Source organism: Achromobacter spanius, assembly GCF_003994415.1.
GTDB classification, from domain to species: Bacteria; Pseudomonadota; Gammaproteobacteria; order Burkholderiales; family Burkholderiaceae_B; genus Achromobacter; species Achromobacter spanius_C.
Genome location: NZ_CP034689.1, coordinates 6452026 through 6469063 on the forward strand (window position 1 = coordinate 6452026; position 17038 = coordinate 6469063).

The 17038-nt window shown below is 63.4% G+C and carries 19 protein-coding genes; 11 read left to right on the forward strand and 8 right to left on the reverse strand.

The genetic code is table 11. From position 1 onward, the window contains the following. From ELS24_RS29585 to ELS24_RS29605, 5 genes are read right to left on the reverse strand one after another with little or no spacing between them, the layout of a single operon-like run. A complete protein-coding gene (locus tag ELS24_RS29585) occupies window positions 1–1119 on the reverse strand; it encodes a nickel/cobalt transporter (protein WP_050446149.1) in 1119 nt (372 codons plus the stop codon). Continuing rightward, complete coding sequence (locus ELS24_RS29590) at window positions 1110–1793, reverse strand: DUF1007 family protein (protein WP_127186102.1); 684 nt, start codon at window positions 1791–1793, stop codon at window positions 1110–1112. The genes ELS24_RS29585 and ELS24_RS29590 overlap by 10 nt, the downstream gene beginning before the upstream one ends. Then, window positions 1754–2746, reverse strand: a complete 993-nt coding sequence (locus tag ELS24_RS29595) for a metal ABC transporter substrate-binding protein (RefSeq protein ID WP_127186103.1) — start codon at window positions 2744–2746, stop codon at window positions 1754–1756. Before ELS24_RS29595 ends, ELS24_RS29590 begins: the two co-directional genes overlap by 40 nt. 19 nt (window positions 2747–2765) lie before the next feature. After that, on the reverse strand, window positions 2766–3632 hold the full coding sequence (locus ELS24_RS29600) for a metal ABC transporter permease (RefSeq protein ID WP_127186498.1): 867 nt from the start codon (window positions 3630–3632) through the stop codon (window positions 2766–2768). Then, window positions 3629–4351 (reverse strand): metal ABC transporter ATP-binding protein, encoded by a 723-nt coding sequence (locus ELS24_RS29605; protein WP_127186104.1) that lies wholly within the window; start codon window positions 4349–4351, stop codon window positions 3629–3631. Before ELS24_RS29605 ends, ELS24_RS29600 begins: the two co-directional genes overlap by 4 nt. 416 nt (window positions 4352–4767) lie before the next feature. Between ELS24_RS29605 and ELS24_RS29610 the strand changes: the two genes are divergently transcribed. From ELS24_RS29610 to hslU, 5 genes are all read left to right on the forward strand, one after another. Next, entirely contained in the window at window positions 4768–5271 is a 504-nt protein-coding gene (locus tag ELS24_RS29610) for a Fur family transcriptional regulator (RefSeq protein ID WP_050446145.1), read from the forward strand. Window positions 5272–5594: 323 nt separating this feature from the next. Then, on the forward strand, window positions 5595–6719 hold the full coding sequence (locus tag ELS24_RS29615) for a CobW family GTP-binding protein (protein ID WP_127186105.1): 1125 nt from the start codon (window positions 5595–5597) through the stop codon (window positions 6717–6719). 126 nt (window positions 6720–6845) lie between these two features. Beyond that, window positions 6846–7310, forward strand: a complete 465-nt coding sequence (dksA, locus tag ELS24_RS29620) for an RNA polymerase-binding protein DksA (protein WP_006216410.1) — start codon at window positions 6846–6848, stop codon at window positions 7308–7310. Window positions 7311–7442: 132 nt separating this feature from the next. After that, a complete protein-coding gene (gene hslV, locus ELS24_RS29625) occupies window positions 7443–7982 on the forward strand; it encodes an ATP-dependent protease subunit HslV (protein WP_006216412.1) in 540 nt (179 codons plus the stop codon). A gap of 84 nt (window positions 7983–8066) precedes the next feature. Then, entirely contained in the window at window positions 8067–9401 is a 1335-nt protein-coding gene (gene hslU, locus ELS24_RS29630; RefSeq protein WP_127186106.1) for an ATP-dependent protease ATPase subunit HslU, read from the forward strand. A 107-nt stretch (window positions 9402–9508) separates the two neighbouring features. On the opposite strand, the gene ELS24_RS29635 is transcribed toward hslU, so the two are convergent. Further along, a complete protein-coding gene (locus ELS24_RS29635; RefSeq protein ID WP_006216414.1) occupies window positions 9509–9814 on the reverse strand; it encodes a copper-binding protein in 306 nt (101 codons plus the stop codon). Between the two features lie 206 nt (window positions 9815–10020). On the opposite strand from ELS24_RS29635, the gene ELS24_RS29640 reads away from it, so the two are divergent. Genes ELS24_RS29640 through rfbC form a run of 5 tightly spaced genes read left to right on the forward strand, consistent with a single transcriptional unit; the run spans window position 10021 to window position 14013 of the window. After that, the gene (locus tag ELS24_RS29640; RefSeq protein WP_127186107.1) at window positions 10021–10575 is read left to right on the forward strand and encodes a cob(I)yrinic acid a,c-diamide adenosyltransferase; all 555 of its coding nucleotides are present in this window, start codon (window positions 10021–10023) and stop codon (window positions 10573–10575) included. 48 nt (window positions 10576–10623) lie between these two features. Further along, window positions 10624–11688, forward strand: coding sequence for a dTDP-glucose 4,6-dehydratase (gene rfbB / locus ELS24_RS29645; RefSeq protein ID WP_127186108.1), 1065 nt, complete (start codon window positions 10624–10626; stop codon window positions 11686–11688). Then, complete coding sequence (rfbD, locus tag ELS24_RS29650; RefSeq protein WP_127186109.1) at window positions 11685–12593, forward strand: dTDP-4-dehydrorhamnose reductase; 909 nt, start codon at window positions 11685–11687, stop codon at window positions 12591–12593. The genes rfbB and rfbD overlap by 4 nt, the downstream gene beginning before the upstream one ends. Further along, on the forward strand, window positions 12590–13471 hold the full coding sequence (gene rfbA, locus ELS24_RS29655) for a glucose-1-phosphate thymidylyltransferase RfbA (RefSeq protein WP_127186110.1): 882 nt from the start codon (window positions 12590–12592) through the stop codon (window positions 13469–13471). Before rfbD ends, rfbA begins: the two co-directional genes overlap by 4 nt. Beyond that, window positions 13471–14013, forward strand: a complete 543-nt coding sequence (gene rfbC / locus ELS24_RS29660) for a dTDP-4-dehydrorhamnose 3,5-epimerase (RefSeq protein ID WP_127186111.1) — start codon at window positions 13471–13473, stop codon at window positions 14011–14013. Before rfbA ends, rfbC begins: the two co-directional genes overlap by 1 nt. On the opposite strand, the gene lipA is transcribed toward rfbC, so the two are convergent. After that, complete coding sequence (gene lipA / locus ELS24_RS29665; protein WP_127186112.1) at window positions 14014–15024, reverse strand: lipoyl synthase; 1011 nt, start codon at window positions 15022–15024, stop codon at window positions 14014–14016. Between the two features lie 198 nt (window positions 15025–15222). Between lipA and ELS24_RS29670 the strand changes: the two genes are divergently transcribed. Next, complete coding sequence (locus ELS24_RS29670; RefSeq protein WP_127186113.1) at window positions 15223–16035, forward strand: substrate-binding domain-containing protein; 813 nt, start codon at window positions 15223–15225, stop codon at window positions 16033–16035. 277 nt (window positions 16036–16312) lie between these two features. Here ELS24_RS29670 and ELS24_RS29675 read toward each other — a convergent pair whose 3' ends face one another. Next, entirely contained in the window at window positions 16313–17035 is a 723-nt protein-coding gene (locus tag ELS24_RS29675; RefSeq protein WP_050446246.1) for a tetratricopeptide repeat protein, read from the reverse strand. Window positions 17036–17038: the final 3 nt, after the last annotated feature.

Below are 17038 nucleotides of genomic sequence, written 5' to 3' on the forward strand. Positions count from 1 at the left end.
CTAGCCGCCTCCGGCCACCATGCCGCCCAGCAGCATGACGCCCAGCAACAGCACCACCACCGCCGCAAGCGCTTCCACCCCGTAGCGCACGCGCGCCGCGCCCGTACTCGACAGGCGTTGGCCGATGCGCGTGGCCGCGCCGCCAGCAGCCACGGCCAGGCAAGCCAGCGCCGCCACCGTCAATCCGGTGCCCAAGCCCATCGCCAATGCCGACGCCACGCCAGCCAGGAAGAAGCCCTGCGACAAAGCGAACACCAGCACGATCAGCGCGCCGCTGCACGGACGCAGCCCCACCGCCAGAATCGCCGACACGGCACGCCGCCAGTTCAACTGGCCGGCAACCTGGTCAGGCGCTGGCACATGCGCATGGCCGCAGCCGCAATCATCGTGGTGGTGATGATGATGGGGGCCGGGCTGATGCACATCGGCAGCGGCATGCGGCGCGGGCGCCGGCGCATGCACGGCGATGGCACGCAGCGCAGCCGCGCCCTTCAACGCTGACGCATGGGCCGCATTGGCCACGGCCGCCGCAACTGGCTCACGCCGACGCCGCAGCAATGGCCTGACCGCCTTGATCCACACCAGCCACGCACCCAGCAGGGTCACCAAGCCATAGGACGCCAGTTCCAACCATCGCGTCGCCTGGTTCATCGTGGCGGCGGTCGCGTTGAACACCAGCGCCAACACTGCCACCATCGCAATCGCCACCAACGCTTGAATCAGCGCGGACGCCAATGCAAGCAGCGCCCCATTGCGCGCCGTCTGCCGATTGGCCACCACATAAGAAGAGATCACCGCCTTGCCATGCCCGGGGCCCAGCGCGTGAAACACGCCGTAGGCAAACGACAGTCCAATCAAGGTCCACGCCGCACCGCCATCGGCCTGCCAGGCGCGCACCGCACCCGTCAATTGGCGGTAGAAATGGCTTTGCCAGACGGCCACTTGCCCGAAGAAACTGGCCAGCCAGCCCGGTCCGCCCATACCCGTGCCGCTTTCCGGCACGCCAAACGGATGCGCGCCCTGGGCCATGGCCACGCCCATGCCGCCCAGCAGCGGCAACAGCAGCAACGCCGCCGCCATCCACACCCCAAAGCGCCAAGAAGACAGCGTTACGGGCATCGCACCTCGATGCGGTGCGTCAGCCCCTTGGTGATGGCGAAAAGTTCGTCCGGCAATGCGTCCGGGTCGGCCGGGATCGCGGCCAGTTGCTGCATGGTCTTCCAATCCAATTCCTTGGGCTTGCGGTAGGCAGACGTACACGCCGCGGCGTTCGGGCCGCCCAGCGACACCGCGCCTTTCTCGTCAAAAGCGTACGCAACAAAATAAGTAGGGTCGTAAATATCCACCTGCGCGCCGTCGGCCCCCACCGGCAGGGGCGTGGCCAAGGGCAAGGTGAACGACAGCGTCAGGCGCGTGGTCTTGGGGTTCCAGTCGACCTTGGCATCGCGCGGCGCGGCGAACGCGGCGGTCTTGCCGCCCACGGTGACGCGGGTGAAGTAGTGCGAAATCGGTTCGCCCAGCGCCTTCATCCAGTCGTCCGCCATGCCCTTCAAGGTGGCGGCGGGCAAGGAACCGCCCTTGCCTTTCGGCAGGCCCTGCGTGGCATAGGCGCCAAACATTTCATCGAACAACCAGACCTGGCGAACCGCCGTGATGCGCTGCTGCGCGTCGACATCGATGACCGCGCGGGCGTCGATCCACATGTGCGGGTGCGCGCTGGCGGACCCTGCCGCCAGCAGTGCCGTCGCGGCGGTCAGGGCTGCAAGGCCGCGGCGAGCTGACGTACGTTCCATTCAAACATTTCCAGATAGGTAGCGCCGGGCTGTCCGGGCTTGGACAGCGCATCGGAATAAAGCGTACCACCCACCTTGGCGCCGGTCTCGCGCGCAATCTGCTGGACCAGCTTGGGGCTGGAAATGTTCTCGACGAACACCGCCGGCACCTTGTCGCGCCTGACCTGTTCAATGATGCTGGCGATTTCACGGGCCGAAGGTTCGGCGTCCGTGGATACGCCCATCGCCGAAATGAACGACACGCCGTAGGCATCACCGAAATAGCCAAAGGCGTCGTGCGACGTCACGACCTTGCGGCGCGCTTCCGGAATGGCGGCGAACGTCTTCCTGGCGGAAGCATCCACCGCTTCCAGGCGCGCGATATAGGCGCTTGCGCGCTGGCGATAGGCGTCGGCGTGCGCCGGGTCGGCGGCGGCCAGGCCCTCGGCCACATTGCGCGCATAGATCACGCCATTGGCCAGGCTCTGCCAGGCGTGGGGATCCGAATCGCCATGATGGTGATGACCTTCCTTGTGGCCGTGGTCATGATCGTGGTCGTGGTCGTGGTCGTGATCGTGCTCATCGTGCTTGCCATCGCCACCCGCTTGCGCGAACTTGCGCGGCGTCACGCCCTTGCTGGCCACCACCGTCTGGCCGGCAAAGCCGGACGCCTTCGTCAGCTTGGGCAACCAGGTCTCGAAGTCCAGGCCGTTCACGAACAGCACTTTCGCGGCGGACAGTTTCTTGGCGTCCCCCGGCGTGGGTTCATATTCGTGGGCGTCGCCGTCCGGCCCGACCAACGTCGTCAGGCTGACATCGTCGCCGCCCACTTCCCGCACGATGTCGCCCAGGATGGAGAAGCTGGCCACGGCCTTCAGCGGTTCGGCGGCATGCGACGCCCCGAACACGGCCGACAGGCACAGCCCGGTCATTGCCAACAAGGCGCGGCGACGCAGCGGCAGAATGGAACGCATAACGAATCTCCTTATGAAGTCAGGCTTGGCGCATGCGGCGCGGCGCCCGCAGCAACCCGCCTTGCGGGCCGCCGACGATGGAAAACAGGTAACAGGCGCCCGCCGCCAGAATGATCGAGGGCGACGCGGGTACGTTGAAGTGGTAGGACACCAGCAGGCCGCTCGCCGAAGCCAGCACGCCGAAGCCAGCCGCCAGCGGAATCTGCCTGGCGGCGGAGCGCACCCAGAAGCGCGCGGCGGCGGCGGGCAGCATCATGATCCCGACGACCATCAAGGTGCCCAGCACCTGGAAGCCCGCCACCAGGTTGACCACCACCAGCACCAGAAACCCCATGTGAACCCAGCCCCCGCCGCCGCCGCTGGCCCGCAGGAAACCCGGGTCCAGGCATTCGGCGACCAGCAAGCGGTAAATGGCGGCCAGCACCAACAAGGTCACGCTGGCCGTGATGGTCACCAGCAGTAGCGCCGCGTCATCCAGACCCAGCACCGTGCCGAACAGCACATGCAGCAGATCCATGTTCGAACCGCGCAAGGACACGAGCAGCACGCCCAGCCCCAGCGATATCAAATAGAAAGCGGCGAAGCTGGCGTCTTCACGCAGCGGCGTCAGCCGCGCCACCACCCCAGCCAGCAAGGCGACCGCCAAGCCGGTGGCGATACCACCCAGCATCATGGCGCCCAGCGACAGCCCGGACAGCAGGAACCCCGCCGCCACCCCGGGCAAGATCGCGTGCGACATCGCGTCGCCCATCAAGCTCATGCGCCGCAGCACCAGAAACACGCCCAACGGCGACGCGCCCAGCGACAAGGCGCAAGCTCCGGCCAGCGCGCGACGCATGAAGCCGTAGTCCAGGAAGGGCGAAACGAACCATTGCGCCAGCGTCATGCGTAGGCCCTCGCGTGCCATTGCCGCGCCACCTGCAGATGCGCGTCGCTCAAGGCGCTGGCGGTATCGCCCCACGCCACGACCGAGCCCGACAGCAGCAGGCATTCGGGAAAGTGGTCGCGCACCAGATCCAGGTCATGCAGCACAGCGATCACCGTGCGACCCTGACCGTGCAGCCCGCACAGCAACGCCATCAAATCATCAGCGGTATGGGTGTCGACCGCGGCAAAGGGCTCGTCCAGCAGCAGCACCGGCGCGTCTTGCACCAGCATCCGCGCAAACAAGGTCCGCTGCATCTGCCCGCCCGACAAGGTGTCCACACCCCGCCCGGCAGCGTCGGCCAGGCCCACGGTTTCCAGCGCATGCATGCAGCGTTCAAGTTCGTCGTTGCGAAAGCGGCGCCAGCCACCAATGCGGCGCCAGGCGCCCATGGCCACCAGGTCCAGCACCGTGACCGGAAACGAACGGTCCAGTTCGGCTGCCTGCGGCAGCCAGGCCAATTCGGAACGCCCCGCGCCGCTGATACGCACGCTGCCCGCCATGGGGCGCAGCACGCCCATGATGCCTTTGATCAAGGTCGACTTGCCCGCCCCATTCGGCCCAACCACTGCCGTCATGCCGCCGGCCGCAAAACGGCCCGACACGGACTTCAGCGCAGGGTGGCCATGCCAGCCAAAGGACGCGTCGGCCAACTCGATGGTGACGGGCGCCTTGCTCATCGCGGCCACCAGTCCAGCGCCCACCCCGTCAGCGCCCACAGCATGGCGGCCGCCACCAAGGCGACGGCCATGCGGCGCCAGGCGGAAACCAGAAAAGCAGAGCGGGGTATGGTGCCTTGCCGAAGCGCGGCGCCGGGCCGCGGGGGCAAAAGCGTGAAGTGAGACATGGAAAGCGGGCAGGCTGAAGACTAAGGATGTAAGGGCGGACGGGGGTGGAATCACGCACCGGCCAATGGCGCTGCAGCGATTCCGAATCACGGAAACCGCCCGAACGTGGCGTGATTGATTTTTACAATGTTATATCATAACTAAACTGACTTGAATCTGGCCGGAGGTGCCCGCATATCTGAGTTTTCTGCTACTTTCCTGGCATCTCGCGCGCGTCGCGCGCGTCTTTCATTCAGATAAAGCCCGCCATGCCCGTTCCGCCCCGTTCCCCCCGCAGCGACACCGTCGGCGCCCAGCTCAGCGTCGCCGAGACGCTGTGCGAACAGCGCGGCCGCCGCCTGACACCCATCCGCCGCAAGGTGCTGGAACTGCTGCTGCGCCACGGGCGTAGCCTGAAGGCGTATGAATTACTGGACGCCATGCGCGAAGTGCATCCCGGCGCAGCGCCCCCCACCGTGTACCGCGCGCTGGACTTCCTGATGGACGAAGGTCTCATCCATCGGCTGGACGCGGTCAACGCCTGGAGCGCCTGCCATGACGCCGGCGGCGCCCCGCATGATTTGTTGGTGGTCTGTACCGGCTGCGGCGCGGTAGCCGAAGTGTCCGACCCCGCCATGAGCCGCCAATTGGCCGAACGGGTCGCCCAAACGGGCTACGCCCTGGCCACGCACGAGACCGAGATCCGCGCGCTCTGTCCCCAATGCCAGAAAAAGCAGCCGGCTGATGCAGCGCATCACCACCACCATCACTGAAACGGCATGTGGCCGGACGCCCGTCATTTCCTGGCGAAAACCGGCCTCACTTGAAATCCGGCAAACCGCCCCAAAATAGTGATATCGCCGGATACCTGCCGGCCTACAGACGCGATCCGGACGGCTTCGGCCCCTGGGTTGATCCGGGGTTTGCCCCCTGCCCCCGACTGTGCTGTAATCCTGCGTCCGGCCGCTGTTGGCGGCCCACGCAGCCTGTGGCAAACATCATCCTGCACAGGGCAAAACACCCTGTCAGGGCCTTGTTGAATGCCAGGGCTTCAGCTTCGACTTCACAGTCTTGACTTCACGCTAGCAGCTTCGCCATGAACACCCCGCGCAGTTTGGACAAAATGGTTCCCGTCACCATCCTCACCGGCTTTCTCGGTGCGGGCAAGACCACCCTGCTCAAACGCATCCTGACTGAATTCCACGGCCGCCGCGTTGCGGTCATCGAAAATGAATTCGGACCGGAAAGCATCGACAACGACCTGCTCGTGCAAGACAGCGATGAAGAAATCATCGAACTGTCCAACGGCTGCGTCTGCTGCACGGTGCGTGGCGACCTCATGCGTACCCTGTCCGAGCTGCGCGCCAAGCGCGAAGCCGGCGAACTGACTTTCGAACGCGTCATCCTGGAAACCACGGGCATGGCCAACCCCGGCCCCGTCTGCCAGACGTTCTTCATGGATGACGACATCGCCGAATACTACCGCCTGGATGCGGTGGTGACCGTGGTCGATGCCAAGCACGGCATGTCCACGCTGGACGAACAACCCGAAGCCCAGAAGCAAGTCGGTTTCGCCGACCGCATCCTGATCTCCAAGCGCGACCTGGTCAATGAAGTTGACTACGAAGCGCTGCGCCACCGCCTGGTTCACATGAACCCGCGCGCGCCGATCACGCCGGTCAATTTTGGCGAAGTCGACCTGAAGTCCATCATCGACATCAGTGGCTTCAACCTGAATTCCATTCTGGACATCGACCCGGAGTTCCTGGCCGATGAGCACCCCGACGCCGCCCACAACCACGCCCACGACCATGGGCATGACCACGGGCACGATCATGGCCACGACCACGATCATGAGCACGAAGGCGAATGCGGGGCGCATTGTGATCACGCCCACCATCACCATCACCACCAGCACGACGACGAAATCGGTGCGTTCGTGTTCCGTTCCAACAAGCCGTTCGATCCCGCGCGCCTTGAAGAATTCCTGGGCGGTGTGGTGCAGGTTTATGGTCCCGACCTGATGCGCTACAAGGGCATCCTGTACATGAAGGGCATCAACCGCCGCATGTTGTTCCAGGGTGTGCACATGATGATGGGCGCCGAACCCGGCAAGCCGTGGACCGCGGCCGAGAAACCGTCCACCAAGATGGTATTCATCGGACGTAAGCTGCCCCAGGAAATTTTCACCCGGGGCTTGGAGCAGTGCCTGGCGGGGTAATCCCCCTTCCCGACGTGACGCAATGCGACGAAGGCAGTACTGTGAGGTACGAACAGCGTAGGCAGCAAGCAACACGAACCGGGAAAGGACGCCCGCGCCAGGATCGATTCATAGTGGAGTGTTTTCATGGCTACCAAGGCAGCAACTAAAAAATCAAGCAAGTCGACGAGCGATACGGCGATTGATCTGCCCAGCGAGAAGGAATTGCTGGCCATGCCCGAGTCCGACTATATGAATGAACGCCAACTGGCTTTCTTCAAGGAACGGCTCAAACAACTCGAACAGGACATCCTGGCCAACGCCGGCGAGACCACTGAGCACCTGCGCGAAACGCAGTTCGTGCCCGACCCCGCCGACCGCGCCACCATCGAGGAAGAACACGCCCTGGAGCTGCGCACCCGTGACCGCGAGCGCAAGCTGCTGAAAAAGGTGCAACAGTCCATCGCCCGCATCGACAGCGGCGAATACGGCTGGTGTGAAGAAACCGGCGAACCCATTGGCGTACCCCGCCTGTTGGCGCGCCCCACGGCCACCTTGTCGCTGGAAGCGCAAGAACGCCGTGAAATGCGCCAAAAGCTGTACGGCGACTGATCCGTCCCGTTTTCACGTCATCCCCTGAAAGGCTATGCTGGTTTCCAGCATGGCCTTTTTTATTGGCCGTCGCGCACCGCGCTTGATTTCCTTGGAACCGCCCCCAGCTAGTCCTTTCAAAGGAAGGAACGCATGGAACAATTTCACGCCACCACCATCGTGTGTGTGCGCCGCGGCAACCGCGTCGCGCTCGGCGGCGATGGCCAGGTCACCCTGGGCAACATCGTCGTCAAGGGCACGGCCCGCAAGATCCGCCGCCTGTACCACGACAAGATCCTCGCTGGCTTTGCCGGCGCCACTGCCGACGCGTTCACGCTGCAGGAACGCTTCGAGGCCAAGCTGGAAAAGCACCAGGGCAACCTGATGCGCGCCGCCGTCGAGCTTACCCGCGACTGGCGCACCGACCGCGTTCTGCGCCGTCTTGAAGCCATGCTGATCGTGGCCGACACCGAGCACACGCTGGTCTTGACCGGCAACGGCGACGTGCTTGAACCCGAGCACGGCCTGGCGGCCATCGGCTCGGGCGGCGCCTACGCGCAGTCCGCCGCGCTGGCCTTGCTGCGCAACACCGAGCTGTCGCCTGAAGCGGTCGTCAAGCAATCGCTGGAAATCGCCGGCGACCTCTGCATCTACACCAACCAGAACCACGTCATCGAAACGCTGGGTGACTGACATCCGCCACGCGGCGCACGGGAAACCTCCCTGCGCCGCGGCCGCTTCCCCAGCCCGCCGCTCTAGCTTTTAGGATTCGCCCTCATGTCCGCATCCAACATGACGCCCGGAGAGATCGTCTCCGAACTCGACAAATACATCGTTGGCCAGAACCGCGCCAAGCGCGCCGTGGCCGTCGCCCTGCGCAACCGCTGGCGCCGCCAGCAGGTTGCCGAGCCCCTGCGCCATGAAATCCACCCCAAGAACATCCTGATGATCGGCCCCACCGGCGTGGGCAAGACGGAAATCGCCCGCCGTCTGGCCAAGCTGGCCAACGCGCCCTTCATCAAGATCGAAGCCACCAAGTTCACGGAAGTGGGCTACGTTGGCCGCGACGTCGACACCATCATCCGCGACCTGACCGAATATTCGATCAAGCAAACCCGCGAACTGGAAATGCGCCGCGTGCGCACCCAGGCCGAAGACGCCGCCGAAGACCGCATCCTGGATGCCCTGGTGCCGCCCGCCCGCGGCGCCTCGGGCGAGCCGGAACGCGGTGAAGACAACAGCGCCCGCCAGACCTTCCGTAAGCGCCTGCGCGAAGGCAAGATCGACGATCTGGAAATCGAGATCGAAGTGTCGCAGGCCGCGCCGCAGATGGACGTCATGACGCCCCCCGGCATGGAAGAAATGGCCGAGCAACTGCGCGGCATGTTCGCCGGCATGGCTCGCGACAAAAAGAAGCCCAAGAAGATGAAGGTGCGCGAAGCCTTCAAGCTGATCGTCGACGAAGAAGCCGCCAAGCGCGTCAACGAAGAAGACCTGCGCACGGTTGCCATCAACAACGTTGAACAAAACGGCATCGTCTTCCTGGACGAAATCGACAAGATCGCCGCGCGCCAGGAATCCGGCGGCGCCGACGTCTCGCGCCAGGGCGTGCAGCGCGACCTGCTGCCGCTGGTGGAAGGCACCACGGTCAACACGCGCTATGGCATGGTCCGCACCGACCACATCCTGTTCATTGCATCAGGCGCATTCCACTTGGCGCGCCCGTCGGATCTGATCCCGGAACTGCAAGGCCGCTTCCCGATCCGTGTCGAACTGGAATCGCTGACCGCCGAAGACTTCGTACGCATTTTGTCCGACACGGACGCGTCCCTGACCAAGCAGTACACGGCACTGATGGCCACCGAAGACGTGCAGTTGGAGTTCACGGACGAAGGCGTGCGCCGCCTGGCCGAGTTGGCTTTCGAGGTCAATGAAACCACCGAGAACATCGGCGCACGCCGCCTGTACACGGTTATGGAGAAGCTGCTGGACGAACTGTCCTTTGACGCCACCTCCAGCCTGGACAAGCACGTGAAGATCGACGCCGCCTACGTCAATTCGCAACTGGCCGAAGCCGCAAGCAGCCAGGATCTGGCTCGCTACGTGCTGTAAGCCGGTGAGTGCAAGGGTGCGACAAGGTCGCGGCCCTTGCACCTGCTTGCACTGCAAAAAAGCCGCTTACCGCGTGATTGCGATAAGCGGCTTTTTCATGCGCGCGGTCAGTTCGTGATCGCCGTCACTACGTATTTGCCATCCTTGCGGGTCGCCGTGAAACGCACCTTGTCGCCCGCCTTGATCTTGGCCAGCAGCGCCGGATCCGCGTCATAGACCAGCGTCATCGCTGGCAAATCCAGCGCCTTGATCTCGTCATGCTTGATCGTCACCTTGCCGGCGGCCGGGTCGACACGACGCACTTCGCCGCTGGCATCGGCCTGCTGCGCAAACGCCAGGGGCGTGGCCAGCGACACAACGGCCATCGCGGTGGCGACGGCCATGGGCATTGCATACTTGCGGTCAAAAGCCATACAGGCATCCTCCATTGACACCGAAAGCCGCCCGGGCAGCACCGCCCGGTCTGCTTTCCACAGTGCTAGGATACCGCCGTTATGAAACAGTTCCTGCGGCAGAACGCAACAATCCTGACGGTTGATTGCGAGAGCACTCCTTCAACGGGGCGCTGGCTTACCGCAAGACGCAAACTATTCCCCTTTATCCCGACTCAGGACCGTCTATGGCCAACCGCTTATCTGTCATTGCCACTCGCACGGGGGACGACGGCACCACCGGCCTGGGGGACGGAACCCGTATCCCCAAGGACGCACCACGGATCGCCGCCCTGGGCGACGTGGATGAGTTGAACAGCGTGATTGGCGTGCTATTGAGCGAAGCATTGCCAGAGGACGTAGCGGCGGACCTCTTGGCAATCCAGCACGATCTTTTCGACATGGGCGCCGAACTCTGCATCCCGGGCCATACCGCGCTCACCGACGAACAAGTGGCACGCCTGGACGCGCAGGTAGCCCATTACAACGCGACGCTGACACCGCTGCGCGAGTTCATACTGCCTGGTGGAACACGCGCGGCGGCGCAAGCGCACGTGGCGCGAACGGTATGCCGAAGGGCCGAACGGGCTGTCGTGGCGCTGGCGGAAACGGAAGCCGTGAACGCTCCGGTCCGGCAGTACCTGAACCGCTTATCGGATTTGATGTTTGTGCTGGCGCGGTGTATCAATCAGCGTGCGGGACAGCAAGATACGTTTTGGGCGGGCGCCCAGGCTCGCCAGTAAGGCGCGGCCGGAACATGCCGGAGGCTAACAGCCGAGGGTGCTAAATACATGAGCATTATTGTGACCGGCGGCGCCGGGTTCATCGGATCGAATTTTGTGCTGGATTGGCTCGCCCAAAGCGATGAGTCGGTGATCACACTGGATAAACTGACCTACGCCGGCAATCTGGACAATCTGGCGCCGCTGGCCGGCGACGCCCGCCATCGGTTCGTACACGGCGATATCGCCGACCAGGCAACCGTGCTCGGCCTGCTTCGCGCGCATCGCCCCCGTGCCCTGGTCAATTTTGCCGCTGAAACCCATGTCGACCGGTCTATAGCCGATCCGGGCGCTTTCATACAGGCCAATGTGCTGGGCACTTACCAGTTGTTGGAAGCCGCTCGCAGCTATTGGGCCGAGCTCGACACGCAAGACAAGGCCGATTTCCGCTTCCTGCATGTGTCGACTGACGAAGTGTATGGGTCTCTGGACGATGGCGGCGCGCCCTTCACCGAGCGCACCCCCTACGCCCCCAACAGCCCCTATTCCGCCAGCAAGGCCGCCAGCGACCATTTTGTTCGCGCGTATCACCAGACCTACGGCCTGCCGGTGCTGACGTCCAACTGCTCCAACAACTACGGTCCTCGGCAGTTCCCGGAAAAACTGATTCCGCTGGTCATTCACCAGGCCTTCGCCGGCAAGCCGCTGCCACTATATGGCGATGGCCAACAGCGGCGCGATTGGTTGTACGTTTCCGACCATTGCGACGCCATCCGCAGGATGCTGGAGGCAGGCGCGCCGGGGGCTACCTACAACGTGGGCGGTTGGAACGAAATTTCCAATCTTTCGCTTGTACGTGGTCTTTGTCAGCAACTGGACCGCCTGCGACCCCGCGCGGATGGCAAATCGTATGCGGAGCAAATCGTCCACGTTCCCGACCGGGCGGGACACGACCGTCGTTATGCCGTCGACGCCTCTCGATTGCAGCGCGAGCTTGGGTGGGTTCCCGCCCATACATTCGAAACAGGCATGCTGAAGACGATTCAGTGGTACTTGCACGAGACCCAGTGGGTGGCAAACGTCGCCAGTGGCGCGTATCGCGTGAACCCAGAGATTCCGCCGGAGCGCGCGTGAAGATCCTCTTATTGGGCAAAACCGGGCAGATTGGCCGCGAATTGCAGCGGACCATGCCTGCCTTGGGCGACGTGATATCTCTTGGCCGCGCAGACGTCGACCTGGGCGATCAGTCCGCGCTATGCGCAGCGCTGTCGGCTCATCAACCCGACGTCATCGTCAATGCGGCGGGCTACACCGCCGTCGACCTGGCAGAATCGCATCCGAAAGCGGCCACCCTGATCAATACGCACGCCGTCGCCACCCTGGCGCGGTACGCCAAGCGGTCACAGGCCTTGCTCGTTCAGTACTCCACCGATTATGTCTTCGACGGGTCAAATCCGTCGCCCTACACTGAAACGGATACGCCAAACCCGCTAAACGTCTACGGCGTCACCAAACTGGCCGGAGAAGCCGCGGTCCTGGACAGCGGCTGCGATGCCTTGATTCTGCGCTGCAGCTGGGTCTACGCGACACATGGCAATAACTTTCCTGCCACCATCCTGCGCTTGGCGCGGACACGCGAGACCCTGAGCGTCGTGGCGGACCAAATCGGCGCGCCCACCGCTGCGGCGCTGATCGCCGATGTCACCATGCAGGCCGTTGCGAAGCGCCGCCAGCAGGACATGGCTGGTGGCATTTATCATGTGGCGGCCAGCGGCGCCACAAGCTGGCATGCCTACGCGCAATATCTGATCGCGGGCGCCGCCAAGCGTGGCATGCCGCTAAGGCTCACGCCTGAACGCATTCAATGCGTCACGTCGGAAGACCATGGTGCCGCCGCCATGCGTCCTAGCAATTCCAGGCTAGACACCTCGCGGCTCGCCGCTGCGCTGGGGATTCGCTTTGCTGACTGGACACGCGACGTCGACGCTCTGTTGGACCAACTTGTAGCGCGCGGCGATCACCGCGGAGACCAACCATGACGCGCAAAGGCATCGTACTGGCCGGCGGGTCCGGCGCCCGGCTGCATCCGGCCACGCTGGCGATCAGCAAGCAGTTGCTTCCCGTCTTCGACAAACCAATGATCTACTACCCGCTCACCACGTTGATGCTGGCCGGGATACGCGACATTCTGGTCATCTCCACGCCCCAGGACATTCCCCGTTTTCAACAGTTGCTACAGGACGGCTCGCAATGGGGGCTCAACCTGGAATACGCCATTCAACCTTCGCCCGACGGTTTGGCGCAGGCCTTTTTAATCGGCGCGCCATTCATTGGCCACAGTGCGACAGCATTGGTGTTGGGCGACAACATTTTCTATGGCCATGAGCTGCCCAGATTGCTGCAGAACGCCAACCAACGCACGGCCGGCGCCACGGTTTTCGCTTATCACGTACAGGACCCGCAACGCTACGGCGTGGCCCAGTTCGACCAGCGCGGGCAGGTGCTGTCGATTGAAGAAAAGCCAGCCGTACCGCTATCCAGCTACGCGGTGACCGGTTTGTACTTCTACGACAACAACGTCATTGAGATTGCCCGCGGTATCAAGCCATCCGCGCGCGGCGAGCTAGAAATTACCGACATCAACCAACGCTATCTTGAGCGGGGCAAGCTTGCCGTGGAAATCATGGGCCGCGGCTATGCCTGGCTGGACACTGGCACGCATGAATCACTATTGGAAGCCAGCCAGTTCATTGCCACGCTAGAGCACCGGCAAGGTCTGAAGGTGGCGTGCCCGGAAGAAATCGCCTACCGCCAGAAGTGGATCACCGCCGAGGAACTGGAAAAGCTGGCAATGCCGTTGTCAAAAAGCGGCTACGGCAAATATCTGCATCGCGTGCTATCGGACACGGTGTTCTGATGAAAGCGCTACCGCAAACTTTGCCCGACGTGTTGCTACTGGAGCCACGCGTGTTCAACGACGCGCGCGGATTTTTCTTCGAAAGCTTCAACGAACGCGTCTTCCAAGCGGTCACGGGGCTACAACGGCATTTTGTACAAGACAATCACTCGTGTTCGGCCAAAGGCGTGCTGCGCGGCCTGCACTATCAGCTTGAACGTCCGCAGGGGAAACTCGTGCGCGTATGCGCAGGCGAAATCTTCGACGTGGCGGTGGACGTGCGCCGCGACTCACCCACGTTCGGGCAGTGGGTGGGCACGCGCTTGAGTGCGGCGAACAAGCTTCAGCTGTGGATTCCCGAAGGGTACGCACATGGCTTTCTGGCGTTATCGGATTCGGCCGAGGTGCTGTATCGGACCACGGACTATTACGCGCCAGACCTTGAGCGATGCATCCGCTGGGACGATCCCGATCTGTCTATCGCATGGCCCTGCAGTCAGGCGCCGGTACTGTCCGAAAAGGACAGCCTGGGCGCCTTCCTGAAAGACGCCCAACTGGGTTGATCAATTCACCCCAGCCGCATGCGCCTGTTCATCCGCGTGATACGAAGACCGCACCATCGCGCCCACCGCCGCATGCGAAAAGCCCATCGCATACGCTTCACGCTCAAACATCGCGAACGTATCCGGGTGCACATAACGCAGCACGGGCAAGTGGTGTTCAGACGGCTGCAGATACTGACCAATCGTCAGCATATCCACGTTGTGCTCGCGCATGTCGCGCATCACTTGCAGGATTTCTTCATCCGTTTCGCCCAGACCCAGCATCAGTCCTGACTTGGTGGGCACTTCGGGGTGCAGCTTCTTGAATTCAGCCAGCAGCTTCAACGAGTGCATGTAGTCCGAACCCGGACGTGCCTGCTTGTACAAGCGCGGCACGGTTTCCAGGTTGTGGTTCATGACGTCCGGGGGGCCGGCGTTCAGGATAGTCAGCGCGCGGTCCAGACGGCCGCGGAAGTCGGGGACCAGCACTTCAATGCGGGTGGTGGGCGACAGTTCGCGGATGTGCGTGATGCAGTCCACGAAGTGGCCCGCGCCGCCGTCGCGCAAGTCATCGCGGTCCACCGAGGTGATGACCACGTAAGACAGCTTCAGCGCGGCAATGGTGCGCGCCAGGTTCTCGGGTTCTTTGGTGTCCAGCGGATCGGGGCGGCCATGGCCCACATCACAGAACGGGCAGCGGCGGGTGCACTTGTCACCCATGATCATGAACGTGGCCGTGCCCTTGCCGAAGCACTCGCCGATATTCGGGCAGGAGGCTTCTTCGCAGACCGTGTGCAAATTGTGTTCGCGCAGGATGCGCTTGATGTCGTAGAAGCGCGAGCCGGGCGCGGCGGCTTTCACGCGGATCCATTCGGGCTTTTTCAGGCGTTCGGCCGGGACGATCTTGATGGGGATGCGTGCCGTCTTGGCTTGCGACTTCTGTTTTTGCGTCGGATCGTAGACGGCTTCCACGGGAGCGGAAGCAGCAGCGGATTCGTTCGGGGGAACAGCGGACTCGGCGAGCGTAGACATTGGGCACCTTCGCAACCGGCGCGCAGAATGGCCCGGTTAGAGACAAAAAAGGCATTTTACCCTCCGCCGCCCCGGTGCGCCGCAGAGGCGCGGACGCCCGCCTGCCCCAACGAATGAGACAAGAGCCGCCGATGCCTGGCGAGCCCCATGGCCGGCTGGGTTATCGTCTTGCCTGATAAATTTGCTGACTTCCTTGTTATGTCCCTCCTTCCCCCGCCACGCCTTGTCGCTTTGATCGCCCCCCGCCTGGATAACGGGCCCGCAAGCCGTGCCATGCAAGCGTGTGCGGAACGCCTGGCGCCCCAGGGCTACTTTCTGACGGCGGGCCCATGGCACGACCCGGCCATGCTGCCGCAACTTGCCGCGCTGCATCCGGCCGCGGCGCTAGTCATCGGCCCGCTGGACGAACCCGCGTTGCGCGCCGGCTTGGCGGCGCTGGAAATACCGGTGGTGGAAACCTGGAGCGCATCGGCGCACCCGCTGGACACCGCCGTGGTCATCGACAATGAAGAGGCCGGCCGAGCGGCGGCGCGTCATCTTGCCGAGAAGCGCCATGCGCTGGTGGCCTGCATCAGCGCCGACAATCCGTGGGAACGCGCGCGCCGCCAAGGTTTCATCAGCGCCGCGGCGGCGTTGGGACTGGATCGGGTGGCGGATATCGTGCAGCCGGAAGTGCTGCGGATGAACGACGGCCGCATGGCATTCTTGCGCTTGCTGGCCACCAACACGATTTTTGATGCGGTATTTTGCACGTCCGACCTGCTGGCCGCGGCGGCGGTGTCGGAAGCCCACAATCGCGACCTGCATGTACCGCAGGATCTGGCGGTATTGGGGTTTACGGACGACGGCAGCGCCGCGCAATGGGCGCAAGGCCTGACCACGTTGGGGATAGATGCCGAAGATTTGGGCCGTCGGGCTGCGCAGGTATTGCTGGACCGCCTACAAGGTGAGCTGGCGGCCGGCCAGCATCAAACGCTGGACGTCACGTTCGAACCCCGCCTAAGCACGTAGGATGGGTGCAGCGCGAAAGATCGGTCAAAAGAACTTCACCGTAGATCGCGCGAAACCCATCAGACGAACGTGGCGCTGTAGCGGAACGTCCCACAACAAGGACGTTACTCAATGCCGCCGCAGCCGAACCTGGCAGCGATTCTGGATTGCTTGATTGCCTTGTGGCGAAACTGGCCAGGACGCTGGCGGTGCTTGATGGGTTGCGCGCGATCAGTGGTGGGGTTCTTGTAGCGGGTTTCTCGCGCTTCACCCATCCTACGGTCCTACGTCCCGCGCTTCATACCTCGTATAGCGCAGGAAAGCCGCTGTCTTGCAACAGCGTATTCGCTTCTTTCAGGAATGCCGGCGTGGCGGTTTCTGGTACCTGGACCAGCCATTGGACTGCTTCCTCTTTCTTGCCGCGCAGCAGCAAGAGTCGGCCCAGATGGAACATGCCGCGAAAATCGCCGCCCTCGGCGCAACGCTGGTAGCAGTCGAAGGCGCGTTCCAGGTCTTGTTCGACCACCTCGCCCGCTTCGTAAAACCGGCCAACCACGCCGATGGATTTCACATGCCCGGCCTGTGCCGCCTGCTGGTAAAGCGCCAGTGCCGCGGCCTTGTTCTGCGTCACACCGCCCCGGCCTGCGCGCAGCATGTGCGCGTAGTTGTACATGCCCCAATCCAGTCCGTGGTCTGCGGCCAGCCTGAACCAATACGCCGCAACGGTATCGTCGGCCGGCACGCCCCAGCCATTTTCGTAGCAGCGCCCCACCATATTGATGGCCATCGGATGATCGGCATTGGCGGCGCGTTTGAACCAGACCAGCGCGGCGTCGGGCTGGCGCGCCACGCCCACGCCGTCCAGCAGCATCTGGCCGTAGATGGTCTGCGCTTCGACCAGCCCAAGCTCAGCCGCCGCCCCGATCCAGGCGGCGTAGGGTTCCGGTGGGCCTTCACGCAATTGGGCCAGTTGTTCTGGCGTGGTCGCGGCGACATCGGCGGCGGTGTAAGCGGTCTTCAAAAC

Excerpts from the sequence above, each read along its gene's own strand:
- ELS24_RS29585 (WP_050446149.1), bottom strand. The coding sequence starts at position 1,119 with ATGCCCGTAACGCTGTCTTCTTGGCGCTTTGGGGTGTGGATGGCGGCG.
- ELS24_RS29590 (WP_127186102.1), bottom strand. The coding sequence starts at position 1,793 with ATGGAACGTACGTCAGCTCGCCGCGGCCTTGCAGCCCTGACCGCCGCG.
- ELS24_RS29595 (WP_127186103.1), bottom strand. The coding sequence starts at position 2,746 with ATGCGTTCCATTCTGCCGCTGCGTCGCCGCGCCTTGTTGGCAATGACC.
- ELS24_RS29600 (WP_127186498.1), bottom strand. The coding sequence starts at position 3,632 with ATGACGCTGGCGCAATGGTTCGTTTCGCCCTTCCTGGACTACGGCTTC.
- ELS24_RS29605 (WP_127186104.1), bottom strand. The coding sequence starts at position 4,351 with ATGAGCAAGGCGCCCGTCACCATCGAGTTGGCCGACGCGTCCTTTGGC.
- ELS24_RS29610 (WP_050446145.1), top strand. The coding sequence starts at position 4,768 with ATGCCCGTTCCGCCCCGTTCCCCCCGCAGCGACACCGTCGGCGCCCAG.
- ELS24_RS29615 (WP_127186105.1), top strand. The coding sequence starts at position 5,595 with ATGAACACCCCGCGCAGTTTGGACAAAATGGTTCCCGTCACCATCCTC.
- dksA (WP_006216410.1), top strand. The coding sequence starts at position 6,846 with ATGGCTACCAAGGCAGCAACTAAAAAATCAAGCAAGTCGACGAGCGAT.
- hslV (WP_006216412.1), top strand. The coding sequence starts at position 7,443 with ATGGAACAATTTCACGCCACCACCATCGTGTGTGTGCGCCGCGGCAAC.
- hslU (WP_127186106.1), top strand. The coding sequence starts at position 8,067 with ATGTCCGCATCCAACATGACGCCCGGAGAGATCGTCTCCGAACTCGAC.
- ELS24_RS29635 (WP_006216414.1), bottom strand. The coding sequence starts at position 9,814 with ATGGCTTTTGACCGCAAGTATGCAATGCCCATGGCCGTCGCCACCGCG.
- ELS24_RS29640 (WP_127186107.1), top strand. The coding sequence starts at position 10,021 with ATGGCCAACCGCTTATCTGTCATTGCCACTCGCACGGGGGACGACGGC.
- rfbB (WP_127186108.1), top strand. The coding sequence starts at position 10,624 with ATGAGCATTATTGTGACCGGCGGCGCCGGGTTCATCGGATCGAATTTT.
- rfbA (WP_127186110.1), top strand. The coding sequence starts at position 12,590 with ATGACGCGCAAAGGCATCGTACTGGCCGGCGGGTCCGGCGCCCGGCTG.
- rfbC (WP_127186111.1), top strand. The coding sequence starts at position 13,471 with ATGAAAGCGCTACCGCAAACTTTGCCCGACGTGTTGCTACTGGAGCCA.
- lipA (WP_127186112.1), bottom strand. The coding sequence starts at position 15,024 with ATGTCTACGCTCGCCGAGTCCGCTGTTCCCCCGAACGAATCCGCTGCT.
- ELS24_RS29670 (WP_127186113.1), top strand. The coding sequence starts at position 15,223 with ATGTCCCTCCTTCCCCCGCCACGCCTTGTCGCTTTGATCGCCCCCCGC.